Source organism: Sphingopyxis sp. (assembly GCF_016793825.1).
GTDB lineage: Bacteria > Pseudomonadota > Alphaproteobacteria > Sphingomonadales > Sphingomonadaceae > Sphingopyxis.
Genome location: NZ_JAEULM010000052.1, coordinates 92,616 through 119,303, shown reverse-complemented (window position 1 = coordinate 119,303; position 26,688 = coordinate 92,616). Strand labels below are relative to the sequence as shown.

At 65.1% G+C, this 26,688-nt stretch carries 30 protein-coding genes and 1 pseudogene; 8 read left to right on the top strand and 23 right to left on the bottom strand.

Annotation, left to right across the window (positions count from 1 at the left end):
- Positions 1-11: 11 nt before the first annotated feature.
- The 18 genes and pseudogenes from yihA to JNM03_RS18585 all read right to left on the bottom strand — a co-directional run bounded on the left by yihA (position 12) and on the right by JNM03_RS18585 (position 10,738).
- Positions 12-656: a ribosome biogenesis GTP-binding protein YihA/YsxC gene (yihA, locus tag JNM03_RS18670; RefSeq protein ID WP_294038982.1), complete on the bottom strand. Its 645-nt coding sequence runs from the start codon at positions 654-656 to the stop codon at positions 12-14.
- 99 nt (positions 657-755) lie between these two features.
- Positions 756-2,510, bottom strand: coding sequence for a membrane protein insertase YidC (gene yidC, locus JNM03_RS18665; protein WP_294038981.1), 1,755 nt, complete (start codon positions 2,508-2,510; stop codon positions 756-758).
- Positions 2,511-2,554: 44 nt separating this feature from the next.
- On the bottom strand, positions 2,555-2,767 hold the full coding sequence (yidD, locus tag JNM03_RS18660) for a membrane protein insertion efficiency factor YidD (RefSeq protein ID WP_294038980.1): 213 nt from the start codon (positions 2,765-2,767) through the stop codon (positions 2,555-2,557).
- A 111-nt stretch (positions 2,768-2,878) separates the two neighbouring features.
- The gene (rnpA, locus tag JNM03_RS18655; protein ID WP_294038979.1) at positions 2,879-3,217 is read right to left on the bottom strand and encodes a ribonuclease P protein component; all 339 of its coding nucleotides are present in this window, start codon (positions 3,215-3,217) and stop codon (positions 2,879-2,881) included.
- Between the two features lie 41 nt (positions 3,218-3,258).
- A complete protein-coding gene (gene rpmH, locus JNM03_RS18650) occupies positions 3,259-3,393 on the bottom strand; it encodes a 50S ribosomal protein L34 (protein ID WP_054586364.1) in 135 nt (44 codons plus the stop codon).
- 101 nt (positions 3,394-3,494) lie between these two features.
- Positions 3,495-3,806 carry a PGPGW domain-containing protein gene (locus JNM03_RS18645; RefSeq protein ID WP_294038976.1) on the bottom strand — a complete coding sequence of 104 codons (312 nt, stop codon included), beginning with the start codon at positions 3,804-3,806 and terminating at the stop codon, positions 3,495-3,497.
- Positions 3,807-3,875: 69 nt separating this feature from the next.
- A complete protein-coding gene (locus tag JNM03_RS18640) occupies positions 3,876-4,658 on the bottom strand; it encodes an alpha/beta hydrolase (protein ID WP_294038975.1) in 783 nt (260 codons plus the stop codon).
- Positions 4,659-4,862: 204 nt separating this feature from the next.
- Complete coding sequence (locus tag JNM03_RS18635) at positions 4,863-5,327, bottom strand: SRPBCC domain-containing protein (protein WP_294038973.1); 465 nt, start codon at positions 5,325-5,327, stop codon at positions 4,863-4,865.
- 30 nt (positions 5,328-5,357) lie between these two features.
- Positions 5,358-6,011 carry a glutathione S-transferase family protein gene (locus JNM03_RS18630; protein ID WP_294038971.1) on the bottom strand — a complete coding sequence of 218 codons (654 nt, stop codon included), beginning with the start codon at positions 6,009-6,011 and terminating at the stop codon, positions 5,358-5,360.
- A gap of 4 nt (positions 6,012-6,015) precedes the next feature.
- Positions 6,016-6,510 (bottom strand): VOC family protein, encoded by a 495-nt coding sequence (locus tag JNM03_RS18625; RefSeq protein WP_294039078.1) that lies wholly within the window; start codon positions 6,508-6,510, stop codon positions 6,016-6,018.
- On the bottom strand, positions 6,510-6,932 hold the full coding sequence (locus tag JNM03_RS18620; RefSeq protein WP_294038969.1) for a VOC family protein: 423 nt from the start codon (positions 6,930-6,932) through the stop codon (positions 6,510-6,512). Before JNM03_RS18620 ends, JNM03_RS18625 begins: the two co-directional genes overlap by 1 nt.
- Before the next feature lie 118 nt (positions 6,933-7,050).
- Entirely contained in the window at positions 7,051-7,845 is a 795-nt protein-coding gene (locus JNM03_RS18615; RefSeq protein ID WP_294038967.1) for a VOC family protein, read from the bottom strand.
- 73 nt (positions 7,846-7,918) lie between these two features.
- Positions 7,919-8,272: a DUF1428 domain-containing protein gene (locus tag JNM03_RS18610; protein ID WP_294039077.1), complete on the bottom strand. Its 354-nt coding sequence runs from the start codon at positions 8,270-8,272 to the stop codon at positions 7,919-7,921.
- Between the two features lie 33 nt (positions 8,273-8,305).
- A pseudogene (locus JNM03_RS18605) lies at positions 8,306-8,638 on the bottom strand (DUF1428 domain-containing protein); the annotation flags it as partial.
- 31 nt (positions 8,639-8,669) lie between these two features.
- Entirely contained in the window at positions 8,670-9,341 is a 672-nt protein-coding gene (locus JNM03_RS18600; RefSeq protein ID WP_294038965.1) for a glutathione S-transferase family protein, read from the bottom strand.
- A 71-nt stretch (positions 9,342-9,412) separates the two neighbouring features.
- A complete protein-coding gene (locus tag JNM03_RS18595) occupies positions 9,413-9,631 on the bottom strand; it encodes a DUF4287 domain-containing protein (RefSeq protein WP_294038964.1) in 219 nt (72 codons plus the stop codon).
- A complete protein-coding gene (locus JNM03_RS18590) occupies positions 9,628-10,077 on the bottom strand; it encodes a VOC family protein (protein ID WP_294038963.1) in 450 nt (149 codons plus the stop codon). The genes JNM03_RS18595 and JNM03_RS18590 overlap by 4 nt, the downstream gene beginning before the upstream one ends.
- A gap of 25 nt (positions 10,078-10,102) precedes the next feature.
- On the bottom strand, positions 10,103-10,738 hold the full coding sequence (locus tag JNM03_RS18585; protein ID WP_294038962.1) for a TetR/AcrR family transcriptional regulator: 636 nt from the start codon (positions 10,736-10,738) through the stop codon (positions 10,103-10,105).
- Between the two features lie 126 nt (positions 10,739-10,864).
- On the opposite strand from JNM03_RS18585, the gene JNM03_RS18580 reads away from it, so the two are divergent.
- Genes JNM03_RS18580 through JNM03_RS18570 form a run of 3 tightly spaced genes read left to right on the top strand, consistent with a single transcriptional unit; the run spans position 10,865 to position 14,521 of the window.
- Positions 10,865-12,373: a YifB family Mg chelatase-like AAA ATPase gene (locus JNM03_RS18580; protein WP_294038960.1), complete on the top strand. Its 1,509-nt coding sequence runs from the start codon at positions 10,865-10,867 to the stop codon at positions 12,371-12,373.
- A gap of 5 nt (positions 12,374-12,378) precedes the next feature.
- Complete coding sequence (locus JNM03_RS18575; RefSeq protein WP_294038958.1) at positions 12,379-12,723, top strand: DUF1905 domain-containing protein; 345 nt, start codon at positions 12,379-12,381, stop codon at positions 12,721-12,723.
- Between the two features lie 34 nt (positions 12,724-12,757).
- Positions 12,758-14,521 (top strand): GGDEF domain-containing protein, encoded by a 1,764-nt coding sequence (locus tag JNM03_RS18570; RefSeq protein ID WP_294038957.1) that lies wholly within the window; start codon positions 12,758-12,760, stop codon positions 14,519-14,521.
- 18 nt (positions 14,522-14,539) lie between these two features.
- Here JNM03_RS18570 and JNM03_RS18565 read toward each other — a convergent pair whose 3' ends face one another.
- Both JNM03_RS18565 and JNM03_RS18560 read right to left on the bottom strand, forming a co-directional pair.
- Positions 14,540-14,929, bottom strand: a complete 390-nt coding sequence (locus tag JNM03_RS18565; protein WP_294039075.1) for a polymer-forming cytoskeletal protein — start codon at positions 14,927-14,929, stop codon at positions 14,540-14,542.
- Between the two features lies 1 nt (position 14,930).
- Positions 14,931-16,127 (bottom strand): M23 family metallopeptidase, encoded by a 1,197-nt coding sequence (locus JNM03_RS18560; protein WP_294038955.1) that lies wholly within the window; start codon positions 16,125-16,127, stop codon positions 14,931-14,933.
- Between the two features lie 241 nt (positions 16,128-16,368).
- Here JNM03_RS18560 and JNM03_RS18555 point away from each other — a divergent pair, with 241 nt between their 5' ends.
- The gene (locus tag JNM03_RS18555) at positions 16,369-17,766 is read left to right on the top strand and encodes an isoprenylcysteine carboxylmethyltransferase family protein (protein ID WP_294038953.1); all 1,398 of its coding nucleotides are present in this window, start codon (positions 16,369-16,371) and stop codon (positions 17,764-17,766) included.
- 39 nt (positions 17,767-17,805) lie between these two features.
- Here JNM03_RS18555 and JNM03_RS18550 read toward each other — a convergent pair whose 3' ends face one another.
- The 3 genes from JNM03_RS18550 to JNM03_RS18540 form a co-directional block, all read right to left on the bottom strand.
- On the bottom strand, positions 17,806-19,179 hold the full coding sequence (locus tag JNM03_RS18550) for a glutamate--cysteine ligase (protein ID WP_294038951.1): 1,374 nt from the start codon (positions 19,177-19,179) through the stop codon (positions 17,806-17,808).
- Positions 19,180-19,359: 180 nt separating this feature from the next.
- The gene (locus tag JNM03_RS18545) at positions 19,360-21,273 is read right to left on the bottom strand and encodes a proprotein convertase P-domain-containing protein (RefSeq protein WP_294038949.1); all 1,914 of its coding nucleotides are present in this window, start codon (positions 21,271-21,273) and stop codon (positions 19,360-19,362) included.
- Between the two features lie 188 nt (positions 21,274-21,461).
- Complete coding sequence (locus JNM03_RS18540; protein WP_294039074.1) at positions 21,462-22,205, bottom strand: 16S rRNA (uracil(1498)-N(3))-methyltransferase; 744 nt, start codon at positions 22,203-22,205, stop codon at positions 21,462-21,464.
- 205 nt (positions 22,206-22,410) lie between these two features.
- Here JNM03_RS18540 and JNM03_RS18535 point away from each other — a divergent pair, with 205 nt between their 5' ends.
- The 4 genes from JNM03_RS18535 (at position 22,411) to ubiA (ending at position 26,668) form a co-directional block, all read left to right on the top strand.
- Complete coding sequence (locus tag JNM03_RS18535; protein WP_294038947.1) at positions 22,411-24,408, top strand: pilus assembly protein TadG-related protein; 1,998 nt, start codon at positions 22,411-22,413, stop codon at positions 24,406-24,408.
- Positions 24,405-25,001, top strand: coding sequence for a TadE/TadG family type IV pilus assembly protein (locus tag JNM03_RS18530; RefSeq protein ID WP_294038946.1), 597 nt, complete (start codon positions 24,405-24,407; stop codon positions 24,999-25,001). The genes JNM03_RS18535 and JNM03_RS18530 overlap by 4 nt, the downstream gene beginning before the upstream one ends.
- Positions 24,998-25,690 carry a hypothetical protein gene (locus JNM03_RS18525; protein WP_294038944.1) on the top strand — a complete coding sequence of 231 codons (693 nt, stop codon included), beginning with the start codon at positions 24,998-25,000 and terminating at the stop codon, positions 25,688-25,690. Before JNM03_RS18530 ends, JNM03_RS18525 begins: the two co-directional genes overlap by 4 nt.
- Before the next feature lie 69 nt (positions 25,691-25,759).
- Complete coding sequence (gene ubiA / locus JNM03_RS18520) at positions 25,760-26,668, top strand: 4-hydroxybenzoate octaprenyltransferase (RefSeq protein WP_294038943.1); 909 nt, start codon at positions 25,760-25,762, stop codon at positions 26,666-26,668.
- Positions 26,669-26,688: the final 20 nt, after the last annotated feature.

Sequence of the window (26,688 nt, the reverse complement as noted above, 5' to 3'; positions counted from 1 at the left end):
GGCGGCAAAGGTCAACTCTCGACCGCTTCCAGTACGGCAGTGCGCAGTTCGGCGATCCCCATGCCCTTTTCGCTGCTGGTCACGATCACTTCGGGATGCGCGGCGGGGTGCTTTCGCGCTTCGGCTTCGGTCGCGGCATGCACGTCCGCAAGGGCCGTCGCCTTCACCTTGTCGGCCTTGGTAAGGACAAGGCGATAGCTGACCGCCGCGATATCGAGCATTTCGAGCACGTCGCGATCGACGTCCTTGATGCCGTGGCGGCTGTCGATCAGCACGAGCGTGCGTTTCAGGACCGCGCGTCCGCGAAGATAGTCGTTGATCAGGAAGCGCCACTTCCGGACCACATCCTTTGGCGCCTTGGCAAAGCCATAGCCGGGCATATCGACGAGCCGGAACACCAGCGGGCTGCCGACGTCGAAATAGTTGAGTTCCTGCGTCCGCCCCGGGGTCACCGACGTGCGGGCCAGCCCGTTCCGGTTGGTCAATGCGTTGAGCAGCGACGATTTGCCGACGTTCGACCGGCCCGCGAAGGCGATCTCGGGCACGCTTGGCACCGGGAGATGCTGAAGCGCAGGTGCCGACTTCAGAAAGGCGATCGGGCCGGCAAACAGCCGGCGCGCCCGTTCGGTCAAAATGGGGTCGATTTCGTCGGTCATAAGGCTGCGCCCCTGCAAAGGCCGGGGCCATCTCCTGTGGTTTGAGTCCGGAACGGCCGGCGACGGGGCGGCTTTCGATGACCCCATCGCCGGATGTCATTACTTGGTCGGTGCCGCCTTCAACTGGGGGAACTTGCGATACATGAACTGCTGCTGCGCGATCGACAGGCAGTTGTTGGTGATCCAGTACAGCAGCAGGCCGGCCGCGAACGGCGCCATGATGAACATGAACAGCCACGGCATGATCTTGAACACCTGTTGTTGCACCGGGTCGGTTGCCTGCGGATTGAGGCGGAACTGCAGGAACATGGTGATGCCGAGCAGCAGCGCGAGCGGTCCGAGCGCCAGCAGCGACGGCGGGGTGAAGTTCAGCAGTCCGAACAGGTTCAGGAAGTGCGCCGGATCGGGCGCCGACAGATCCTTGATCCACAGCGCGAACGGCTGGTGCCGCATTTCGATCGTCAGCATCAGCACCTTGTAGAGCGCATAGAAGATCGGGATCTGGATCACGATCGGCAGGCAGCCCGCCAGCGGGTTGATCTTTTCGTCCTTGTAAAGCTTCATCAGCTCCTGCTGCTGGCGCTGCTTGTCGTCCTTGTAGCGTTCCTGCAGTGCCTTCATCTTCGGTTGGACAAGGCGCATCTGTGCCATCGAATGGAACTGCCGCTGTGCGATCGGGAACATCAGCGCGCGGATGATCAGGGTCAGCAGCATGATCGCGACGCCGAAGTTGCCGACCTGTTTGAACAGCCAGTCGAGCAGCTTGAAGATCGGCACCGCGAAAAATTCGAACCAGCCCCAATCGATCGCGTTCGACAGGCGAGGAATGCCGGCCTTTTCCTGATAGGTCGACAGAATGCCGACTTCCTTCGCACCTGCGAAAATGCGGCTGGTTGCGGTGGTCTGTGTGTTCGGGGCAACCTGCTGGCTGGCGCGGGCGAACATCGTGCGGAAGACGTCGCCGGTCATCGCGCTCATTTCGGCCGAGACCTTTTCACCGCTGGCGGGGATGACGGCGGCGAGCCAATATTTGTCGCTGAAGCCAAGCCAGCCGGCCGACGTAAATCGGGCTGTCTTGTCGTCCTTTTTCTCGAGGTCGTCATAGTCCCATTCGAAGTTGGACTTCCCATCGACGAAGCCGGTCGGGCCGACGTGGATCGTGACCGAATCATGATCTTCCGGGTGGGTCGGCTTGCCGAGGCGGTCGATCAGCGCATAGCTGCCGACCGCGACGGGCGCCGTGCCGCGGTTCACGATCGTCTGCTTTGCGGTGATCAGATATTTGTCGTCGATGCTGTATTCGATGCGGAAGGTCTGGCCGCTGTCGTTCGACCAGCTGAGCGTCACGGGCGTGGCGGGAGTCAGGCGGGTCCCCGATGCCGTCCACAGCGTCGTGTCGCCCGGCACCGCGACGCCCTGTGCCGACCAGCCGAGGTTGGCGAGATAGGCGGCCTTGGTCCCGGCGGGCGAAAAGAGGCGGACCGGCGGCGAATCCTTCTTGATCGTCTGCCGGTATTTGGTGAGCGTGATGTCGTCGATGCGCGCGCCGACGAGATTGATCGAACCCTGGATGGTGGGCGTTTCGATCGGGACGCGGGCGGTGGCGGCGAGCGCGGTTTCGACCGGCTGAATCGCGGGTGCGGTCGACGCGGCGGGTGCCGCTGCCGCGCCTGTACCTTGCTGCGTGGGTGCGGGCGGCATGGCGCCGGGCGCTGCGCCGCCCGTTCCCGCGACCGTCGTCGTGACATCGGGCTTTTTGGGGGCCGGGAAGAATTTCTGGGCAACGAAGTTCCAGCCCAGCAATATGGCCGCCGACAGCAAGATTGCCGTGATCCAGTTACGCTTATCGTCCACGCTCGTTGGTCTCTCTTCGTCTCTATTGTCGGGAAATGCGGATGCTACGGCACCGGGTCATGGCCATGCCCACCCCATGGATGGCAGCGCAATAGCCGCTTTGTCGCCATCCAGCCACCCTTGATCGCACCATGGCGTTGCAGCGCCACAATCGCATATTCGCTGCACGAAGGGGCAAAGCGGCAGGTGGGCGGCAATATGCGCGACGGGCCGAGCTGCCAGCCGCGCGCGACCAGGATCAGCAGGCGGGCGATCATCAGGAGAGCCCGGAAAACCGCGCAACTTTACGCGCGATTCGGGTGCTGGAGGCGAACGGAACAGGCTTCATGCCGGAAAACCGTCGTAGCGCGGCATCGCGGGACGGCCGATCATTTCGCGAGCTTCCTCGCCGCGCGCTTCAGCGCCGAATCGAGATGTTCGGCCAGCTCCGCAAAGGCGATGTCGTTGCCTCCCGGTCGGCCGATCATCACATGGTCGGCGCCGGGAATGCCCGATTCGGCCAGCGCAGCGCGCGCAAGTTCGCGAAAGCGGCGCTTCATTCGGTTGCGGGTGACCGAATTGCCGACCTTCTTGCTGACGGTAAAGCCGATAGCCGGAACATCGTCGCCGTCGCCGCGCGGGCGGACGAGCAGGACAAAGCCGGGCATGGGAAAGCGAAGGCCGCGGTTTGCGGCCAGAAATTCGCTACGTTTCGAAAGCGTTCGCATCGGCCCAGACCTTGCGAGGCCCGGTGCAAAAGCGTCAGCGGTCAGGCCGACAGCTTCTTGCGGCCCTGTGCGCGACGGTTGGCCAGAACCTTGCGGCCGCCGACAGTTGCCTTGCGGGCGCGGAAGCCGTGACGGCGCTTGCGCACGAGGCGGCTCGGTTGATAGGTGCGCTTCATCGCGGTTTTCCCTAGATCTCGTCAAATGCTGCAACAGAAAAGGGCCGCCAAGCGTGGGCGGCCACTGTCGGAGGCGCGGATAAGCGGGATTCGGCGCAAAGTCAATCATCATCGAGGATCTCTTCGATCCGGTCGCGGGCGCGGCGGCGCGCAGCACTCACGCGGCGCATGACGCGGTCGGTCCAGTCTCCGTAGCGCGGGTGGCGCCATTTGAACCGGACGTAGCGGCGTTTCGCCCAGGCGCTGTTTTGCAGGCAGAGCATCAGGCCGACCGGGAACAAGACAAGGAAACCGGGGCCGGGCAGCGGGCCGATGAGCACGCCGACGATCATCAGCAACACGCCAAGACAGAAGAGCGCGGTCCGGACCTGCGCGTTCGATCGCAATCGCTGGTATAGGCTGCGCTTTGCCATGCCGTCCGATCTGGGGGCGGCGCAGGCGTGTTACAAGGCTAAATCAGTTTGGGCCAAATCGGCTCGGGTTCAGTTGAGCGTGACGAAGCGTGCCATGTCGTCGCGCGTCAGATAGCGGACATCGTCGAACGGTGTGCTGTTGGTCAGCGCATAGAAGGCGCGCGCCTTGGCATCGTCCATGCCCATTTCGCGGTAGTAGCTGAGATATTCGGCATGGACAGGATCGTTCGCGGGATAGTCGTTCGCTTCGCGGCCGGTTTCGTCGGCCCAGCTATGCACTCCGAACTCGGCATCGGGTGCGGCACGGCGGGTGTTACCGGCGAGCCAGAGCTCGACCGCACCCGACCGTACCGAGCCGCCGCTCGGGACGACGGTTTCCAGACCCGCCCGGCGAATCGCGCGGGCGAGAATCAGGTTCGCTTCCTCGTCGAGGCTGCCGGGGCAGTCGATCATTTCGAGGCGCTTCAAGCTGGGGTAGGCCGCCAGCATCGCGGCGAACTGGCGCGGGGTTGCCGAGGTGACGTCGCCGGCCATGCGGATCGTGCTGTCGTCGACGACCGCGAAGGGACCGAAATGCGCCTTTGCATGGCCGAGCGTCGCGAGCGTCGCCGACGGCGCATAGCGCCGCGTCGCCCCCATATCGGCGTCCTCGGCCAGGCCTTCGTCGTCGAGCAGTGCGGCGTTTTCATCGATGTATCCGGCAGCGTCGTTATCGCCGGCGTCGTCATAGGTCCATGTCACCGTCGTCGTGGTGACGGTCATCGCCTGCTGCGCATGTGCCGGCGCGAACGCCAGCACCGCCGCGAAGGCGGCGACAAGAAGCGTGCGAACAAGGGCAATCGGCGGAACCATGGGTCCGCCTTCGCGCGGGCGCGATGACCAAATGGCAAAGCGGCAGCGTCAGCGGCGCATTAACCGCATTATGGGACGAGTTTTGCTTCCCCAATCGTCATCCCGGCGGAGGCCGGGATCTCAACCCAGATGCCATGACGCGCCGGCGAGATCCCGGCCTTCGCCGGGATGACGGAGGGGGAGCGGGATGACGGGATCGCGTGTTCAGCCCGCCTCGCACAGCGCCTTCAATTGCTCGGCCACCGCGCCCCAGCCCGGGGTGAAACCCATGTCCTCGTGTTGCTTCTGCGCCGCGTCGGTCCAGTGGCGCGCCCAGCCGGTGAAGCGCGTCCCATCGCCTTCGGGCGCGATTTCCCAGCCGCCGATCATGAACGCATCGGCCGCGGCAAGGCGGCCGTCGGCCCCGCGCACCACCGCGTCGGTCGTCACGAATCGCTGGCCGGGCACGACTTCGAGGAAGAGTCCATCGGTCGGCATGGTTTCGCCTTCGGGACCGTGCATCGTCATCGCGCAGCGACCACCGCTCCTGAGGTCGATCTCGTCGAGCGTGACGGTCCACGGCTTGGGGCACCACCATTCGGCCATGCGTTCGGTCATGACCTGCCAGACCTTTTCGGGCGTAGCGTCGATCAGGGTCGTGACCGACAGTTCGCGCGGGGAGTCGCTCATTTTTCTCTCCATCTCATTCCTAGGGAAGGGTCAGTCCCGATCGGGCGCGCCGAGCGGGAAATAGGCGCGGTACGGTCGCGCTTCCTCGACGCAGCGCGATACCGCGGGGTGCGCGAGCAGGCGGGCGCGATAGGCGCGGAGGTTTTCATGCGTGTCGGGGATGCGGTGCACCCAGTCGGCGTAGAAGAGCGACGGCGCCGCCGCGCAATCGGCCATGGTGAAGCCATAGGGGGTCGCCCAGCCGCCGCCCGCAAGTTCCTTGTCGAGCCAGGCGTAGATGGTGTCGAGCTTTGCCTCGGTCTGTTCGACGATGATCGGAAGGTGGTTTTCGGGACCGCGCAGCGCGTCGTTCACCACCTCTTGCATCCGGTTCATCACATGATGGTCGAAGATGCGGTCGAACAGCCGGACCTTCAGCGCGGCGTCGAACGCCTGCGGGATCAGGCGCGGCTCGGGGACCAGATGGTCGAGATATTCGATGATGATCGACGATTCGAACCAGGGCACGCCGTCGTGGACGAGCAGCGGGAATTGTCCGACCGGCCAGTGCGCCTTGAGTTCAGGCATATGATCCGGAAACGCCGGATCGACCGATCGATAGTCGAAGTCTGTCCCCTTTTCGTAAAGCGCGATCAGCACCTTCCATGTGTAGGACGAGAAGGGGTGGCCATAACAGATCAGCATCGCGTCAACCCTTCACCGCCGCCTCGATCGCCGCGATGTCGATCTTTTTCATCGTCATCATCGCGTCGAAGGCGCGCTTCGCGACCTCGGGGTCGCCGCCCATCGTCGCGTCGGTCAGGACGCGCGGGGTGATCTGCCAGTTGAGGCCCCATTTGTCCTTGCACCAGCCGCAGGCGCTTTCGGTGCCGCCGTTGCCGACGATGGCGTTCCAGTAGCGGTCGGTCTCCTCCTGCGTGTCGGTGTGGACCTGAAAGGAAAAAGCCTCGCTGTGCGGGAAGATCGGCCCGCCGTTAAGGCCGACGCAGGCGATTCCGAGGACGGTGAAATCGACCGTCAGCGCGTCGCCTTTCCGGCCGCCCGGAAAATCGCCGGGTGCCTTGTGGACGGCGCCGACCCGGCTGTCGGGGAAGGTCGCGGCATAGAAATTTGCCGCGTCCTCGGCGTCCTTGTCGTACCAGAGGCAAAGCGTCACGGGCTGGCTCGTCGGCTGGCTGGACATCATTTCTCTCCCTTGATCGGCCCGCCGATCGACCAGAGATGGCCGAACGGATCCTTCACCTGGGCATAACGGTCGCCCCAGAACGCATCGTGCGGGTCGAGCGTCGAGGAGGCGCCCGCCGCGATCGCGCGCGCGAACCAGGCGTCGGTGTCATCGACGTGGAGATGCAGGGTCGTGCCGGTCGGAGCGCTCATCGCACTGCCCGAATATTCAGGAAAGTCGTCGTGCAGCATCAGCGAGGCGCCGTTGATGTGGACGTGCGCATGCAGGAAGCGCACGCCGTCCTCGGCCGGGACGCGCACCACTTCGGTCGCGCCGAACGCCTGTTTGTAAAAGTCGATCGCTTCGCTGCCCCGCTTGTCGGGGATCGCGATGTGCGGGGTCAGGCCCGAACTCGGGCGCTGATCGGCTTGGGTCGGCATGTCTCTCTCCTTTCAGTTCGTCATTGGTAGGAGCCGAAGGCGACGCGGCAATCTCCAGCTATCGAGATAGCGGAATGGGTGCCGGGGATTGCTTCGCTTCGCTCGCAATGACGCATGATCATTTCCGCGGCCCCACCAGGCCGAACGGGGCCCCTTGCGGGTCGATGCCGTTCATCGCGAACTCGCCGCCGGGGATTTCCATCGGTTCGTTGGTGATCGTGCCGCCGTTTGCGGTGACCGCGGCGTGTGCGCGATCGATGTCGCCCACGCCGATGTAAAAGCTCCACGCCGGGGCGGGCATGCCGGGCATCAGCGGCATCACCGCGCCAAGCCCGACGTCGCCGCGCTGGAGGAAGCGGTATGCGCCCATTTCGCCCATATCCATTTCGCCATCCTGACCCCAGCCGAAGTGGCGCGTGTAAAAGGCGATGGCCGCGTCGGGGTCGGACGTTGCGAGCTCGTTCCAGCGGATGCGTTGCGCTTCGGTGACCGAAAAGACGTCGCTCTCCATGCCTTCCATGCCCGGTGGCGGAACCGGATCCATGATATAGAAGGGCGCGCCCTGCGGGTCGGCGACCATTGCGATGCGGCCGACGGGGATGTCCATCGCCGGCATCTGGACGCTCCCGCCGTCGGCCTTGATCGCCTCGACCGCGGCGTCGACGTCGTCGGTGTGGATATAGCCGATCCAGAAGGGGCGGGCGCCGCCCGCGAGCATGTCGGCATTGAGCGCCAGCACGCCTCCGGCGTTGCCGCCGTCGCTGCGTCCGATCATGCGATAATCGATATCGCCCGCGGCGGGATCGCGTGTCGCGGCGATCGTCCAGCCGACGACGGCGCCATAGAAGCGCGCGGCGCCCGCCGGGTCGGGGGTCATCAGTTCGTACCAGATGAAGTTGGAGGCATCGGTCATCGGGGAATCCTCTCTTCTCGTTTGGGTCGCGGTATCGGGGCTGATCCCGCGTGCCGATCCCGGAGGCCTGTCCCTAAGCCTCGACGATCGGCTCGAAGCCGCCGTAGATCATGCGCTTGCCGTCGAACGTCTGGTCGGCGGGGTCGTGCTTCATCCGCTCGTCGGCCATGATCCTTTCCCAGCCGGTGGTGCGCGCTTCCTTGCTCGGCCATTCGACCCAGCTGAAGACGACCGTCTCGCCGGCCAGCCGGTGTGCGGCCCGGTTGTAGTCGGTGATCTTGCCGTCGGGGACGTCGTCGCCCCACGCCTCGACGACCCGCGTGGCGCCATGGTCGCGGAAGACTTCGGAGGCCTTGACCGCCATTGCCCGATAAGCGTCCCTGTTGCCGTCGGGGACCGGCACGAGATAGCCATCGACATAGCCCATCCGGCCCTCGGCACGGTCGTCGATCATCGAATCGAAACCCGCAAAGATCATCCGCTGGCCATCGAAAGGCATGTCGGCGCCCATTTCCGCCATGCGTGGATCATTCATCATCCTGTCGGTCGCGGCATCGCGCGTTGCCTTGTCGGGATATTCGAACCAACTGAAGACGACAGTCTCGTCGGGTTTTGCCTGCACGGCACCCTTGAAGTCGTTGACCTTGCCATCGGGGACGTCGTCACCCCAGCATTCGACCATCCGCGCGACGCCAAATTCCCGGAACAGCGGCGCGGCGCCCGCGGCATGCTTGCGATAGGCGTCCTTGTTGGCCGTCGGTACCGCGAGCACAAATCCTTCTACATAAGTCATCGTATCTCTCCTCGGGGGTTGGCGTTCGGAGTCAGGCGGTCGGCCCTGCCTCTTCGTCGAAAGCGTCGAGCTGCGCGGCGAGCGCGCGCTGGAAAGCGGGGCGCGCGAGGCAGCGGTCCAGATAGGCTTGCAGGCGTGGCTGCTCCGCGATCAAACCCGCTTCGACGGCCTCGCGCAGGACGGTCGCCATCGCGATGTCGGCGACGGTGAACTCACCGGCGAGATAATCCTTGCCGCCGATCGCATCGTTCAGTCGGCCGAGCCGGCCCTGGATGAATTCGATCAGGCCCGGACGCCGAAGCTGCGCCCATTGCTCGTCCTTTGCGAACAGATCGACATTGCCGAGCTCGAACAGCATCGGTTCGACGCTGTTATAGGCGGCGAACAGCCAGGCGAGGGTGTTGGCACGGGCTTGCGGGTCGCGGGGCAGCAGCCGTGCGTCCTTTTCGGCAAGGTGGAGCAGGATCGCGCCGCTTTCGAACAGGCGGATGCCGTCGTCGTTCAGGACCGGTACCTGTCCCCAGGGCTGGAACAGGAAATGGTCGGCCGGCCGGTTGATCGCGCTGATCAGATGTTCGGCATAATCGAGTCCGATCTCCTCGCACGCCCAGCGTGGACGCAGGTCGCGGACATAACCGCGCGCAAAATCGGGCACCCAGTCGAAGGCGGTGACTTCGAGCGTGCTGTGGGGGTTGACGGGCATGATCCAGCTCCTCTTCCTTGCTTTCCCGTCGTCCCGGTCTTCGCCGGGATGACGACATACGGGGCGCGGCTCTAGCTTCGCTTCCCCTTGATATAGGCGACGATCGCCATCGCGTGGCCGTGCCCGAGGTCGAAATCGCTCTTGAGCCAGTCGACGATCGCGGTCGCCTTTACGCCCGGTGCGAGGCCGCGCTCGTCGGCGAGGCCCCTTTGGGTCGCGATGGCCCTGAGTTCGTCGGCCGATTGGCCCGTCTTCGCTTCGACATTGTCGAGATAGGCCTGAAAGCTCATGACGAGACCTCGGGCACGGCGGCCTCTCCATTGGCGACGGCGGGATCCATCCAGAAGGGCCCCCAGACATGACCGTCGGGATCCAGAATGTCGCGACCGTACATGAAGCCATGATCCTGCACCGGGTTGACGTCGGCGGTGCCGCCGGCGGCCGCGGCTGCCCCGACCATCGCGTCGACGGCGTCGCGGCTGCCGAGCGCCAGCGCCAGCGAGACCTCGCTCGACCCCCGATCGGCGATCGGGCGATCGGTGAAGCTTTTCCACTTGTCGTGCGACAGGATCATCACGAAAATCGTATCGGACCACACCATCGCGGCGGCCGTGTCGTCGGTGAAGCGCGGCTCGTTGGTGAAGCCGATCGCCTCATAGAAGGCCTTCGATCTGGCGAGGTCGGCGACCGGGAGGTTCACGAAAATCATCCTGGGGGTATCGGGCGTGTCGGGCATGGTGGCACTCCTTTCGTGAAAATCTTCAATTCCGTCCGAACAGCATCCGGACATAACGCTTCAGATGGGTGACGGTGCCGCGCGCAATCGCCGGATCGTTGGTCGTTTTCGCCAGGACGAAGGCGCCCTGCAGTACCGACTGGACATGCTGGGCCAGGCCGATCGCGGTCATATCCTCCGGCACGCCATAAGCCTCGATCGCCGCCTGGATGTCGGGCGCAAGCGCTTCGCAATAGGCGTTGATGCTCGCCTCGCACGCGGCGCGGATGCGGTCGCTCGTCGCATAGGCCTCCTGCACCATCGTGCCGACGAAGCAGGTATAGTCCTCCGTCGGTCCGTCGAGCATCGACAGGCGGAAATCGATATGGCCGAGCAATCGGGCGAGCGGATCGTCCAGCCGGTTGTGCGGCGCCAGTTCGAACATCGGCCGCGCACGCTCCGTCCAGCCTTCGGCCGCCGCGACCGCGAGCGCTTCCTTCGATTCGAAATGGTGGAAGAAGGCGCCTTTGGTGACGCCGGCGACCGCGCAAATCTCGTCGACGCTGGTTGCGGCATAACCCTGCCTGCGCACCGTCGCGTGCGCCGCCGCAATGAGAGCCGAACGCGCGCTGCCACGCGGCGCGCGGTTTCTGGGGACTGGGGAAGAGTGAGTCGCGGCCATGTCTTCTACATACCGACTGGTTGGTATGTTGTCAAACAGGTCGCAGCAGATTGCGCCAAGGCGGCGCTAAATTGACTCGACCCCCCCGACGCTTGGCGTAAGAGGGAATGGGAACAAAGGGGGATCATGGTCGCGATCGTTTCTACCGTCGCCTATCTCGGCATCGATGCGCGCGGGGTCGAGGTGCAGTGCCAGATCACTCCGGGCGTTCCGCGCTTCGTGGTGGTCGGGCTACCGGACAAGGCGGTGGGCGAAAGCCGCGAGCGCGTGCGCGCCGCCATCGCCGCGATCGGCCTGTCGCTGCCGCCGAAGGTCATCACGGTCAATCTGTCGCCTGCCGACCTGCCCAAGGAAGGGTCGCACTATGACCTGCCCATCGCGCTCGCCCTGCTCGGTGCGATGGGCGTCATCGATGCCGAGACGCTCGCGTCCTATGTCGTCGTTGGCGAACTGGGTCTGGACGGGCGGGTCGCGGCGTCGCCCGGCGTGTTGTTGGCGGCGATCCATGCGGGCAGCGTCGAGCGCGGGCTGATCTGCCCTGCCGCGCAGGGGGCCGAGGCGGCCTGGGCCGGCAGTGTCGAAGTGCTGGGGGCGCCCGACCTTTTGGCGCTGCTGGGTCATTTCAAGGGTCACGCGATCCTCGCTCCCCCGATCCCGGGCGAGGTCGAGGCGCCGGTGCGTGCGGTCGATCTCAATCAGGTCAAGGGGCAGGAGACGGCGAAGCGCGCGCTCGAAATCGCGGCCGCCGGCGCGCATAACCTGCTGATGTCGGGGCCGCCGGGGTCCGGAAAATCGCTGATGGCGGCGTGCATGCCGGGCATTCTGCCCGATCTGACCCCGGCCGAGGCGCTCGAAGTCTCGATGATCGCGTCGGTCGCCGGAAAGCTTGAGGGGGGTCGGCTGATTCGCGCGCGCCCGTTTCGCAGTCCGCACCATTCGGCCTCGATGCCCGCGCTGGTCGGCGGCGGGCTGCGCGTTCGTCCCGGTGAAGTCAGCCTTGCCCATCTGGGCGTGCTGTTCCTCGACGAGCTTCCCGAATTCCAGCGCGGCGTCCTCGACAGCCTGCGCCAGCCGTTGGAAACCGGCGAGGTCAGCGTCGCGCGCGCCAATGCGCATGTCACTTTTCCGGCGCGCGTGCAGCTCGTTGCGGCGATGAACCCGTGCCGGTGCGGCCATCTTGGCGACCCTGCGCTGGCATGTAGTCGCGCGCCGCGCTGCGCCGCCGACTATCAGGCAAAGCTGTCGGGTCCTTTGCTCGACCGCATCGACCTGCATGTCGAGGTCGAGGCGGTGAGCGCCGCCGATCTTGTCCTGCCGCCCGCCGCCGAGGGAAGCGCCGAAGTCGCCGCGCGTGTCGCAGCGGCACGGGCGATTCAGACGACGCGCTATTCGGCGTACAAGGTCCGTACCAACGCCGAAATCGATGGCGAGCTTCTGGACGCGGTTGCGACCCCCGACGCGCCCGGCCGCCAATTGCTCGCGCAGGCGGCCGAGGCGATGCGCCTCTCGGCGCGTGGCTACACGCGCATCCTTCGCGTGGCGCGGACGATCGCCGACCTGGCGGGCGGCGGAGTGATCGGGCGCACTCACATCGCCGAGGCGCTGGCCTATCGTCGTCAGGCACCGCGGAGTTGAAGGTCATGGACGATATCGTGTTCGAGGCGGAGATCATCGAATGGCGCGGACCCGCGCCCTATGTCTTTGCCGTCATCCCCGACGACCATATCGCCACCATCCGCTATGCGGCGCTGTCGGAAAGCTATGGTTGGGGCGTCGTGCCGGTGGTCGCCCGGATTGGCGCGACCGGCTTTGCCACCTCGCTCTTTCCGCGCGATGGGCGATATCTGCTGCCCGTGAAGCGCGTCGTGCAAACGGCCGAGGCCATCGGTCTGGGCGACCGGGTCGCGGTCCGATTGCGGGTCGGCCGCCCGAACGACGCCGAGCGGGCGGACCCGGCACGCGAAGGGAAAGTCTGTCGGTGGTAAAGATTTTCCAAGATATTGGTGCGATGGGATGATCATGACTGCGGGGCGCGATCATCTGATGGACCTGTTCGGCCGGCTGACGCTTGGCCTGATGGCGTTCGTGTTCGCGCTGTCGGCGGCGCCCGTCCACGCCGAAGCGCTCAAGGTCGATCGCGGCCTGTGCCACGCGGAAGGCGACGTGCAGGCGCCCGATTCAAGCCTTCCGGCAATCGCCTTTTCCTGTACCGGCACGCCTTCGGGCTATCATGATCGCAGCCTGTGGCTTCGCACCGATGCCGATCATCTGGCTTCATGGCGCAATGATTTTGTGCTGATGGTCCATCAGTCGCGCTTCGATCGTCTGGCCGTCGCCTTCACCTACGCCGATGGACAGGTGCGCTGGCAGCAGGTGCGGCAGGGGGATTATGGATCGCACTGGCGCGCCGGCGGGCAGATCCTGTTCGAGGCACCCGAACGGACGGTGCCGCTGACGGCGGTGACGATGCGGTTCGATCGCCTTGCGAGCGTGGGGTTGCTCCGCGCGCGGCTGATCCCGAAAACCGACGCGGTCGTCCAGTCGACCGGAATGGCGGTCGCGATCGGTGCCGCGCTGACGCTGTTGCTTGTCAGCGGCATCTACAGCCTGTCGCTTGCGGTCGCGGTGCGGCGCCAATATCTTGCCTGGCAGGCGGCCTGGTCGGCAACGATGCTGCTGTGGGGCGGGATCTGGTCGCAGGCGCATCTTGGCCTGCTGCCCTCGCTTGCGGGGACGGTGTCGTCGCAGATCGCGACCTTTCTGGCCTGCATTGCGATTGCGATCGCGACCGCCAGCGCGACCCTGGCCGTCGAGCCCGGCCTCGTCTCGCGGCGGCTGCGTGTGGCGGCGCTTCTGCTCGGTGCTTTCGTCGCGGTCATCGGGGTGCCGCTGGCGCTGGTCCGCAGCGAAAGCCTGCCCCAATGGGCCGATATGCTGGGCCTGATCGTCCTCGCCGACCTGGTCGCCGTCGCCGCCTATCTGGGCTGGGCCTGGCGACGCGGATCGGTCGAAGCGCGCGACTTCCTGGCGGCCTGGGGGCTGCCGATGGCTGTTCTGGCCCTGATCCATGTCGTCAACGTCGACGACAGCCTGTGGGGCGGCGGGTCGCAGATCATGGTGCTGCTTGCCGCGACCTGGCAGGCGCTCTGGCTTTCGGCGTCGGCGACGCGGAGGCTCGCCCGGTTGCGGATCGAGCGTGACAGCGCGCGCGCCGCCGAAGCATTTGCGCAGCAGCTTGCGCGGCGCGATCCGCTGACCGGGCTGCTCAACCGGCGTGGCTTCGTCGAAAGCGTGACGCCACTGCTTGGCCGTGCCCATGCCGACGACCTGTCGGCGGCGCTGCTACTTGTCGATATCGACCGGTTCAAGTCGATCAACGACGTCCACGGCCATGATGCCGGCGATGCAGTGCTGTGCGAGGTCGCGCGGCGCATCGAACGGTGGGAAGGGCCGATGTGCACGGTCGCGCGGCTGGGCGGCGAGGAATTCGGGCTGCTGACCGTCGGGATGGAAGGCATCGTCCTCGCCCGCTTTGCCGAGAGCGTCCGGCGCGGCATCGCGGCGTGCGATCATCGTCTGGTGATTGGCGAGGGAACGGTCACCGCCAGCGTCGGCGTCGCCGAGGTGCGGCCCGCCAGCGATTTCCAGCAGCTTTACCGGCTGGCTGACGAAGCGCTGTACGACGCGAAACGCGCCGGCCGCGATTGCGTCGTGGTGCAGCGCTGCGTCAACGGTCCGCCGGGCGACGATCCGGCCGGTTGCGAAGCGGCCTTATCGAGCTGACATCGGCGTCGGCCCGGTTCAGAGGCCGAGCGACTTGTTCTCGACGACTTCGAGCGGCGGCGGCGACTTCACCGCGCCGTGGCGACGGTGCGACAGCTTGCCGTCGACCTTGCCGCCATTCTCGATCGTGATGGCTTCGTAGATCACGTCCCCGGTGATCCGTGCGGTCGCATGGACGATCAGCGTCTTCGCTTCGATCGAACCGTCGAGGAGGCCCGCGATCTTTGCGGTCTCCGCGATGACGGCCCCTTTGATTTCGCTCGCTTCGCCCTGGACAAGGTTCGCGCATTTCAGGTCGCCGTCGATTTTGCCGTCGACATGCAGGTCGACGCTTGCCGAGACGTTGCCCGTGATGACGACATCCGATCCGAGGACCGAGAAGGTCGTGTGGCGCGCGCCGGTTGCCATCTTAGCGGGCACTGCTGGCAGCGAGGGCGCCGACTCGCTGTCGGGCGTCGTCTTTGACTTCGAGAACATCGGCTTTGGCCTCCAGGAAACGGCGCGGATTGACCGCGACACCGTTCAAACGAACTTCGAAATGGAGATGACTGCCGGTCGAACGACCGGTCGAGCCCATCTTGGCGATCTGCTGGCCGGCGGCGACCTGGCTGCCGACCACGGTGTTGAATCCGGACAAATGGGCATAGCGGGTCAGGATGCCCTGGCCATGATCGACCTCGACGACATTGCCATATCCCGACTTCTGCCCGACGAACACGACCCGCCCGGGAGCCGCGGCGACGATCGGGGTGCCGAGCGGCCCGGGGAAGTCGATGCCCGCGTGCATCGCGCCCGCGCCGGTGAACGGATCGCTGCGATAGCCGAAGCTCGACGAGAGCATCAGCACGTCGGCGGGCTTGCCCGAGGGGACGGCGACGAGCGTGCGTTCGAGCACTTCCATGCGGAACAGCGCGCCTTCCAGTGCCGCAAAGGACGGCCCCAGGGCGTTCACCTTGCCCATCTTGCCGCGGTAGGGGATGAACGGACCACCGCGACCGGTCGCCGCGTTGCGGACGAGCGATTTGGGATCGAGCCCAAGCTGCGCGACCGCAACTTCGGCCTTGGCCGCGCGCGCATTGACGGCGGCCAGCAGGCGGGCAGCAAAAGCTTCCTGCCGCTTTTCGATGCGGGCGAGTGCCTGGGCTTCGGGCGGCAGCGTCGGATCGATGGCGCTTGTTTCGAGCGCGGCGGGTTCAGGCTTCGCCGCGCCGTTGTCGTCGGGGGTCGCGGCAGCGGGCTCGACGCCGAAATGGGCGTCCGACCATTCGTCGAGCTGATCCTGCCGTTCTTCAAGATCGGCCGCGGTTTCGGCGACCCGATCGCGATATTTGGCGATGCGAGCCTCGGCGGCGGCGGCGGCGGCCTGCTTTGCGGCGACTTCGGCGCGTTCGCCCGAGGTCAAGAGCTGGTTCGCGAGAATCGCGAGCGTGATGCCCGCCCAGACGAGCAGCACAGCCCCGACGATCAGCGCCACGCGCTTTTGCCAGACCGCCGAAATACGGAGGAAGCGCACGTTTCCGTGCGTACGGATGAAGATTTCATGGTCCTGAAACAGCGCAGAAATGCGCTGGCGCAAATTGCGCAGGCCCGTTGCTTTCGAAGACAAGTGGCGACCCCATCTTGTTGTTCTGTGGAGCCCTCCGCCCCGACTTGATGGCGCCCTTATCAGGCCGGCCGACCCCTTGCGAATCTTTGCACCGCGACTCGCGCCGAGTCGAACATGACTCGCGGTGAACGGTGTCATGGGGGATGAAAGGTGTCATTTTGGGAGAATTTCAGGGCGCGACTCACCCGTTAACATTGACGGCTTGCTTACCATTTCGGGCTAGGGGAAGGTGGTGACCCATATGCCCAGAATCTCCCCAGCCGAAGGTACGAACATCGTGGACGGCCCGGTCGGCGAAAATGCGCTGCGGCCGCGGTCCGCGGTCAGCGCCGGGGTTGGAGTGGTCGGCCTGCTCGGGCTGATGAGCTATCTTCTCGTGGCGCGTCATGCACCCGAGATCGCGGCCTTCCTGGGGATCGACTGGGGACAGCGCGGCCGGATGGATGGCCCCAATTCGGCCATCGCCAGCGTGCTGGCCTGCGGTATCCCGATGGTGCTGTGGTCGGTTCTGGTCGACAAGGTGCATCGCAATCCTTCGACCGGTATCGACTGGGCGCAGCGCCGCCCGTGGCGCGAGACGATCGACATCAGCCTGACCAAACTTGCCGGCCTGTGGGCGACATGGGCGTTGATCGCCGGGTTTTACGCGACGATGCGCTATTATTGGGAAGGCAATTACGCCTTTTCGATGGACCTGCTCGAGCGTGCGGCGCCGTGGCTGCTGCTTGTCTCGATCCCCTACATGGTGTGGCTCGATCGCCGCATGGTCGAGCCGCGCGACGGCTGTTACCAGTTCGGCCGCTGGATGTTGTCGCCGGGCCAGCCGGTCGATGGCCGCGCCATCGCCCATCATTTCCGCGCATGGGCGGTCAAGGGATTCTTCACCGCGTTCATGCTGTCGATCGTGCCGGGCAATTTCGCGTCGCTGGTGTCGGTCGAGATGAGCGAGGTACTCGCCAACCCCTATATGACGGGCATATGGACGATCAACGTCCTGTACCTCGTCGACGTCCATATCGCGACGGTGGGCTATATCCTGACGATGAAGCCGCTCGATTCGCACATCCGGACGGCAAACCCCTATTTCATGGGCTGGATTGCGGCGCTTGCCTGCTATCCGCCCTTCATCCTGATGAACGGCGGACCGCTCGACTATCAGGTGCATGGCGCCGACTGGGGCTATTGGCTGGAAGGCCACGACGGGCTGATGACGGTCTGGGCAATCGTGCTGTTTGCGCTCGTGGCCGTTTACGCTTGGGCAACGATGGCGTTCGGCATCCGCTTTTCCAACCTGACGCACCGCGGCGTGATCACGCACGGCCCTTACGCCTTCACGCGCCATCCGGCCTATGTGTCGAAGAATCTGAGCTGGTGGGTCGCTTCGCTGCCTTTCCTCGTGACCGCAGGCGGCGCGATCGAGGCGGTGCGCAACACGCTGTTGCTCGCAGCGGTCAGCGGCATCTATTACTGGCGGGCAAAGACCGAGGAGAAGCACCTCCTCGCCGATCCGGCCTATGCGCGATACTGGGCCTGGGCACAGGCGCACGCGCCGGTGCCGCGCCTCTTCGCAAAGCTGGGCGGACGGACGCGCCCGCTGATCCGCCTCGATCCCGATCCGCGCGTGGGACCGGTGGCTTAGTTTTCTCCCCCTCGCGCAAGCGGGAGGGGAAGCGCGCGTTCAGAAGCTCAACTCGTCGTAGATTTTGGAAAGGTCGTGGTCCCACGGCCCTTCATAGCGATCGAGCAGATCGTGCGCGGGGGACTTCCCGCTGGCGGCGATCCGCCGCAGCGGTTCGAGGAAGCCGACCTCGTTGTCGCCCATCGAATTGACCTCGCCGCGCGCCGCAAGGCCGGCCGCGGCAATGTCGAGAACGCGATGCGCGAGGTCGCCGACGGAGCCGCCGCCGGGCGCGGGGGCGTCGAGCCCCTCGCTCGGCACGGCGTCGCGCAGCGCTTGCTGCTCCTCGATGCTCCAGTCCTTGACGAGGTCCCAGGCGGCATCGAGTGCCCCCTGATCGTAGAGCAGGCCGACCCAGAGCGCCGGCAGCGCGCAGATGCGGTTCCACGGGCCGCCGTCCGCCCCGCGCATTTCGAGGAAACTCTTGAGGCGGACTTCGGGAAAGGCGGTCGACAGATGGTCGTTCCAGTCCGACAGGCGCGGCAATTCGCCCGGCAGCGCGGGCAACCGACCTTTCAGGAAGTCGCGAAAGCTCTGCCCCGCCGCGTCGATATATTTCCCGTCGCGGAAGACGAAATACATCGGCACGTCGAGCATATAGTCGACATAGCGGTCGTATCCGAACCCGTCCTCGAACACGAACGGCAGCATGCCGGTGCGGGCGGGATCGGTGTCGGTCCAGATGTGGCTGCGATACGACATGAAGCCGTTGGGTTTGCCCTCGGTAAAGGGCGAAGCGGCGAAGAGTGCGGTGGCGAGCGGCTGAAGCGCCAGCGAAACGCGGAACTTCTGCACCATGTCGGCCTCGCTCGCATAGTCGAGGTTGGTCTGGATGGTGCAGGTGCGCAGCATCATGTCGAGACCCATGGTGCCGACGCGCGGCATATGGTCGAGCATGATCTTGTAGCGTCCCTTGGGCATGCGCGGCAGGTCGTCGCGCGTCTTGTCGGGCCACATGCCGAGACCGAGGAAGCCGAGTCCGAGTTCGGCGCCCACTTCCTTGACCTGCTTCAGGTGGCGGCCGGTCTCGGCGCAGGTCTGGTGGAGATTTTCCAGCGGTGCGCCTGACAGTTCGAGCTGCCCGGCCGGTTCGAGGCTGATCGCGCCGTCGCTGCCGGACAGCGCGATGACATGGCCGCCCTCATAGACCGGTTCCCAGCCATAGCGGGTCAGCGCCATCAGCAGGTCGCGGATGCCGCCTGGTTCGTCATAGGAGGGCGCGCGGTGATCGGCGGTGCGGTAGACGAATTTCTCGTGCTCGGTCCCGATCCGCCACCGATCCTTGGGCTTTTCGCCCTTCGCCATGGGTACCGCGAGCTGGTCGCGGCTTTCGATGAAGGGATCGTTCTGATCTGAGGTCGTCCGCGTGCTCATTCCGCGCCCTTAAAAGGACCGGTGGAAAATGCAATCGGCTGTTTGATACCGCGATTCCACCCGCGTGCCGGTCGATCGCGCAGCCTTGTCCCGGCACCATACCCATATTCGCGCGGCAGGTGCCGGAACCATGAACGTGCATTTCGGCGAACGCCGCGCCGCCACGGAGGAATCGGCTCGTCAGTTCACCGTCACGTCGAACACGATGGCCATCGCACTGGCCGGGGCCAGCGTTGCGGCGCCGGCCGAAATGGTCGTGCCGGCGCGCGATGCACCGAAAGGATCGCTTTCGTCGGCACCCACCGCATCGTCGTCCTCGACCGTCGTGGCGCCGGTGCAGGTCGTGCCGCTACGCAACGAGCCTGCAACGAACGTCGTCGTTGCGGGGAGCGGGTCGGAGACGATGATGTTCGTCGTCGTCGCGCTGCCGTTGTTGGTGACAAGCAGGCAATAGCGCACCGTCGCGCCGGGAATGGCCTTGGGGTTGGCGGCGCCGTTGATCGGGTCGCTCACGACGCTGCTTGCCTTCGCGATCAGCAGATTCGCCACCGGGCGGCAAAAGCTGATGTCGTGGATCGCCATACCCTGTTGCCCCGGATTGGCGGGCGCCAGGGCGTGACTGCCATATTCGATGACGATGCTGTCGATCGGCGAACTGAAGGTAACGACCACCGTTCCGTCGGCGCTGGTGTCGGCCGACAACACATCGCCATACGCGCTGTTGCCGACGACATAATTGGCGACGCCGTTGGTCAGCACCGGATAGACGGGCGCGCCGTTATAGGTTCCGGTCACCGTCACACGATCGGCGAACTGGCCGGAGGCATAATCGATGTCGAACAGACGGAATTGCGCGCCGGGCACCGCGGTCGGCAGCGTGATCGTCGACGTGACGGTCCCGGCCTGGCTGGTGAAGTCGACCAGTTCGAAGATCGAATATTGGCCGGTCATGCCACCGTTGACGACATTCTGGCGGGTCGGGGACTGGCCCCCATAGGTCGCGTTGCTCAGGAAGGCCCCACCGCTGATCGCGATGTTGAAACCGGTATTGCCGATCGCGGTCAGCGCCGCGCTGCCGCTGGTCGTGCCGGCAGACCAGGAGACGGTGTCCCAGTCGTGGAGAGTCGTTCCCGCCGAACAGATCAGCGTCGGTGGCGTTCCGGCGGTGCGCGTTCCCGACACGGTGAAACTCGCGGATGCATAATCGTCTTCGCCCGCCGCGCCGTTGCCCGGTGTGGAATCGAAGTCGAAGGCGGAGGAGGCGCTGACCTCGGCGACATTGGTCACCGTCGCGCCGGAGGTCGCGGCAACGGTGCCGCCGATCGTCAGGGTTCGCGTCGTGCCAGGCGGAATGCTCCCGACACTCCAGACGCCGGTGGCGCTGTTATAGCTCCCGAAGCCCGAAGCCGACGCGAAGCTGAATCCTGCCGGCAGCGTATCCTGTACCGTGACCCCGTTGGCCGTCAGCGTCGACGTCCCCGCATTGGTGACGCTCAGCGTATAGGTAATATTGGCGCCGAAGGCCGGGGCCGCATTGCTCACCGATTTCGACAGCGACAGGTCGGCATAGGGCGAAAGCGGCACGGTCGTCAGATACAGGTGAGCGCGGGCGAAGGCGCCGCTGTCGCCGCTGAGCGAATCGCAGATCGATAGCTGCCAGGTTCCCGCCGACCCCTGTCCGTTGAAGCCCGCAAGCGATCCTTCGGGCTGGAAGGTCCTTTGATAAGGCGGCGCGGCGGTCGTGGTGTCGTTCGTCGTATGCGTCGAAATGTTCGTCGGCGCGCTGTCGTCGAACAGCACGTTCAGATTGTCCGCCGACGTGCCGACATTGGTGATCAGATTGACGACCGTTCCGCTGGGCGACGTCAGCGTCGCGCGAAGATCGCCGCGATAAGTGTGGGTAAGCTGGACGCCGATGTTGACGTCGCTGACCTGGGCATTGGCGGCGACGGTGAAACTGCGCACAAGCGGGCTGGTGCACGGCGTCGCGGTGTCGCTGATCGTCCCGGTCGTCGTATTGGCATAGGTTGTGGAGGTCTGTGCCCGGGCGGGTGCAACGGCGAGCGCCAGCGCCAGCCAGACGAGCAGGGTCAATGCTCGTCCTGGCAGCGTTCGCTGGCCCCCACGCCAGCGATCTCGGCTCTGGTCCCGCCGTTGCATGCCCCCGCTCTGGGAGCAATATGACTAATATGGAGTTAAAAGCTGCCAGTCTGGCAGTAATTTTGTCCTGAAATGAGACAGGTTGGATGCGGGGCGGATCATCGCCTGCGTCCGCCCCGCGCTCAATCGCGCCAGTCGCCTTGCTGCGCCATCCACAGGCTGATCGCCGCGATCGCAGCGGTTTCCGCGCGCAGGATGCGCGGGCCGAGAGCGATGCGGCGCACGGCGGGCGTCGCCAGCAGCAGTTCACGTTCGCGCGCGGTAAAGCCGCCTTCGGGACCGGTCAGGATCGCCGCCGGGGCGGGTGCTGCGACCGACGCCATCGGCAGGCCGCCTTCCTCGTCGGCGAACAGCAAGGTTCGCTCCCCGGGCCAGTTCTGCAAAAGATGCGGCAGTTTGATCGGTTCGGCCAGTTCGGGAATCGCCGTGCGGCCGCATTGTTCGCAGGCCTCGACGATCTGCGCGGACAGCCGCTCCTGCTTTACCCGCTCGACGATCGTGCGCTCGGTGATTACCGGCTGAAGGCGGCGTACGCCGAGTTCGGTCGCCTTTTCGATGATCCAGTCGAGCCGCGCCTTTTTGACCGGCGCGAAGCACAGCCACAGGTCGGGCACCTGTTCGATCGGCCGCATCTGGCGATCGATCCGGATCGTCGCTGCCCTCTTTCCGGTATCGGCGATGACCCCTAGCCACTCGCCGCTGCGGTTATCGAACAGCAGCAGCGGGTCCCCGGCCTTCAGCCGCATGACGTGGAGCAGATAATGCGCCACCGGCCCGTCGACCACGGGGGTCGAGTCGGGGCCCAGGGGTTGGTCGACGAAAAGGCGGGGCGTGCTGGCAGGGGGCCAGGCTGGTGTCGCGGGCATGACCTGCCGATAGCAGAAGGTGATTTCTTGCGCATCTATCGCCTCGATATGGGCCATTTTGTCCCGATACGGGTCAAAACTGGCGGAAAACCGCGGATGGCGCGGGGGGCGATTAGCAATTTGGTAAGCACTCCTCCCCTAGGTGCAACGATGCCGGACACGCATCTGGGTGGGTAGCGGGTCGTGGCCAAGAGGGGTTTAGACCATGCGAGGGACCTTTATCAGCCGCCTCAGGGCCGGCACCTCGAACCTGATACGCGATCAGCGCGGCAATGCCATGATGCTGACCGCGGCCATGATTCTGCCGATCATCGGCTTCGCGGGTTCGGGTATCGACATCGGGCGCGCCTATATGGCGCAGATCCGGCTGCAGCAGGCTTGCGACGCGGGCACGCTTGCCGGTCGCCGCGCGATGGCCGGGGGAACCTATAACGCCGCCGCGAAGGCCGAAGCGAGCAAGATGTTCGCCGTCAACTATTCGTCCACAGCCTATGGCAGCACGGGTGTCACCTTCGACACCGTTGCGCAGGGTACCGCCAACGTCAACGGCACCGCGACGGCGCACCTGCCGACCACGGTCATGCGCGTGTTCGCGTTCGACGGCTTCGATCTGACGGTGAATTGCACTGCGAAGCTCGAAATCTCGAACACCGATGTGATGATGGTCCTCGACGTCACCGGGTCGATGACGACGGTCAATTCGGGCGACTCGGTCGATCGCATGACGGCGCTGAAAAACGCGACGATGGACTTTTTCGATACGCTGACCACCGCCGACCTCGGCGATGGCCGCCTGCGTTTCGGCGTGGTGCCGTACAGCTCGACCGCGAATGTCGGCAAGATCCTGTACGACAAGAATCCGGACTGGCTGTCGAACACGACGACGCTGCCGTCGCGTACCGGCGGCGCGGTCACCTGGACCAACCCGCAGACAAACACTGGCACGGCGTCAAATGGCCCGGCAACGGTCGTGTCCTCGCCCGAATGGTCGGACACCGGCAACACGATTTCCGGCAAGAACAGCACGACCTGTCCTGCGACTACGCCGCAGGCCAATTCGTCGGCAACGACGTCGGGGGGTTCGTCAACGACGCAGACCGGCCAGTATATCGACGCCACGGGCGATCGCGTTACGACGTCGGATACGACCCAGAATTATCGCTATTTCAACTACAGCTATTATTGGGTGGCTGGCAGCCCTTCCGGCACGTGCAGGGAGCGGCGTCGCACGATGCAGTATACGCAGACGACGCCGAAAACCGTGACCGAGGACCGGGTTCAGAACTATACCTATCAGGACCAGACTTTCGACGTCACCTCGGCCAAGGCCGGGACGGCGCTCGATACGCTGACAGGTGATGGCGGCACGGCCTTCAGCGCCAATTGGGGCGGTTGCGTGATCGAACGCAACACGACCGCCTTTGCCTCTAACGCGGCGGCTCCCTCGACCGCGCTGGACATGGACGTCGATACCGCGCCGACGAGCGACGACAAGACCAAGTGGAAACTGCTGATTCCGGAAGTCGCCTTCCCGCGGGCGAGCGGTCCGGGCGGCACGCCCCCGTCGCCCACCACCAACCCGCGCGTGGTCAACTACAACGACGTCACACGCGACAATGCCGGTTCGAACGGCAGCTGGCAGCGCTATTCGAAATATTGGAGCAACGGTTGGGGCGTCTGTCCGGTGCCGGCCATGAAGCTGACCACCATGACGAAGACCGATCGCGGCACGTTCGACAGCTATGTCAGCTCGCTGGCGGCGGTCGGCGGTACCTATCACGATTCGGGTATGGTGTGGGGCATCCGCCTGCTGTCTCCCGACGGTATGTTTGCGGACGAAAATGCGACCGCGCCGAATGGCCGTCCAATCGGTCGGCACATCGTGTTCATGACCGACGGCGACATGTCGGCGAATATGGGCAACCTGACCTTCCAGGGCTATGAGTGGACGATGAAGCGGGTCGGCGGGACAAGCGACAGCGACCTGACCGCGCGCCATAACAATCGCTTCCTCCAGCTCTGCGAAAAGGCGAAGTCGAAGAATATCACCGTCTGGGTGGTCGGCTTCGGCACGGCGCTCAACACGCAGCTCACGACCTGCGCGACGCCGGGCAAGGCGTATCAGGCCGCCAATGCGGCGCAGCTCAAGGAGAATTTCCAGGCCATCGCCCGGCAAATTTCGCGCCTGAGGTTGTCGCAATGATCCGCCGGCCCTTCTTCGTCCGCCGCCTCGCACGCGACCAGCGTGGCACGGCCTTCATGGAGTTCGCGCTGGCGGCTCCGCTCTTCCTGCTGCTCGCGCTTGGCGGCATCGATTATTGCTGGCAGCTCTATGGGCAGCAGGTGCTGCAGGGCGCGGTGAACAAGGCGGCACGCTCGTCGACGCTCGAAGGCTATGTCAACGATCCCTCTTCGCTCGATGCCCAGGTGCGCGCGAAGGTGAAGACCGTTTTCAGCAACGCGCAGGTGAACTTCTCGCGCAAATCCTACGAGAGTTTTTCCGAAGTCGGCAAGCCGGAGCCCTTCACCGACAAGAACAGCAACAACCGCTATGACAGTGGCGAATGCTTCGAAGACATGAACGGCAACGGCAATTGGGACGCCGATCGCGGCACCAGCGGTAACGGCAGCGCCGACGATGTCGTCGTCTATGTCGCGACGATGAAATATAATCGCATTCTTCCCGTGTGGCGCATGCTTGGACAACCGCAGGAAAAGACGCTGGTTTCGACCACCGTGCTGCGCAACCAGCCGTACACGACCAACACAGCGACGAGTAAGGTGATATGCACGTGAGCCCGCTCTTCCGCCAGACCAAAATAGCCGGCCGCCGCGCGATGCGCCGTACGCGCCTGCTGCGCGACAATCGCGCGACCGTGATGGTCGAAATGGCCTTCTGTGTCCCGCTGCTCGTCCTGATCGGCTTTGGCGGTATCGAGATGTCGAACCTGACGCTGGTCAATACGCGCATCAGCCAGATCGGCCTCAACACGGCCGACAATGCGTCGCGTATCGCGTTCGGCAGCAACCTGTCGCTGCCGCGCGTCCGCGAAGTCGACATCAACGACGTCTTCGCCGGCGCCGAAACGCAGGCGACCGGCCTCAATTTCAAGAAGAACGGCCGGATCATCCTGTCGAGCCTCGAGGTCAATGCCGATGGCGGCCAGACGATCAAGTGGCAGCGCTGCTATGGCGATCTGAAGCTTGCTTCGAGCTATGGCACGCAAGGAACCGGCAAGACCGGAACCGCCTTTCCGGGCATGGGGCCATCGAACAATCGCGTGAAGGCGATCGCCGGCACGGCGATCATGTTCGTCGAGGTCACCTATCAATATCAGCCCGTCGCTTATGGCAACTGGCTGGGGCCACGGCAGATCCGCAGCGAAGCGGCGTTCACGATTCGCGAGGGCCGCGATCTTCAGGGACCCGACGGTAACGGCGTCTATAATCCCTCGCCGTCGGTGACCGCCTCGTCCTGCGCCTGAGGCGTCGGGAAAAGATTTAAGGCGATCGGGCATTTATTGGCGGCCTGCCGGCTGCTATCGCGCGGGACCATGACCGCGATGCACTCGCCCGACAGCCAGTTTCAGGGCTTTCTGACCGTTCTCCCCGTGGGCGCGCGGCCATATGCGCTGCTCGCGCGCTTCGATCGGCCGATCGGATGGTGGCTCCTCTACTGGCCCTGCGCTTTTGCCCTGGCGCTCGGCGGCGGGGCGGTCAGCCATTGGACGTTATTCCTGTGGTTCCTCCTTGGTGCGATCGCGATGCGCGGAGCGGGTTGCGTTTACAATGACATCGTCGATCGCGACCTCGACGCGCAGGTCGCGCGCACGGCGTCGCGCCCCGTTGCCAGCGGCGCCGTGTCGGTCCGAAACGCGCTGCTGTGGACCGCCCTGCTGTCGCTCGTCGGGTTGCTGGTGCTGGTGCAATTGCCCTGGCCTGCGCAGATCGTCGCGCTGGCCAGCCTTTTTCTCGTCGCCGCCTATCCCTTCATGAAGCGGTTGACCTGGTGGCCGCAGGCCTGGCTGGGCCTTGTGTTCAGTTGGGGCGCGTTGGTCGGATGGGTCGCGGTCGGCGGCACGGCGGGCTGGGCGCTGCCCCTGCTCTATGCGGGCTGCATCGCGTGGGTAATCGGGTACGACACCATCTATGCGCTTCAGGATATCGAGGATGACGCCCTTGTTGGCGTGCGGTCGAGCGCGCGTGCGATGGGTACGCATGTGAAGGGCGGCGTCGGTTTCTGCTATGCCGCGGCCTGCGCCTGCTGGGCGGGATCGCTGTGGTGCGTGCGGCCCGATCCGCTGGTCCTCGTGGCCTTGATCCCGGCGGCCCTGCACCTGACCGGACAGGTGGTGACGCTCGACCTCTCCAACGGGGCCGACGCGCTCGCGAAATTCCGCAGCAACCGCTTCGCGGGGTTGCTGGTGTTCGCGGCGATGCTGGTCGTGGGTAGCGCCCCCTGACGCGCAGCGCCGCGCGCCGG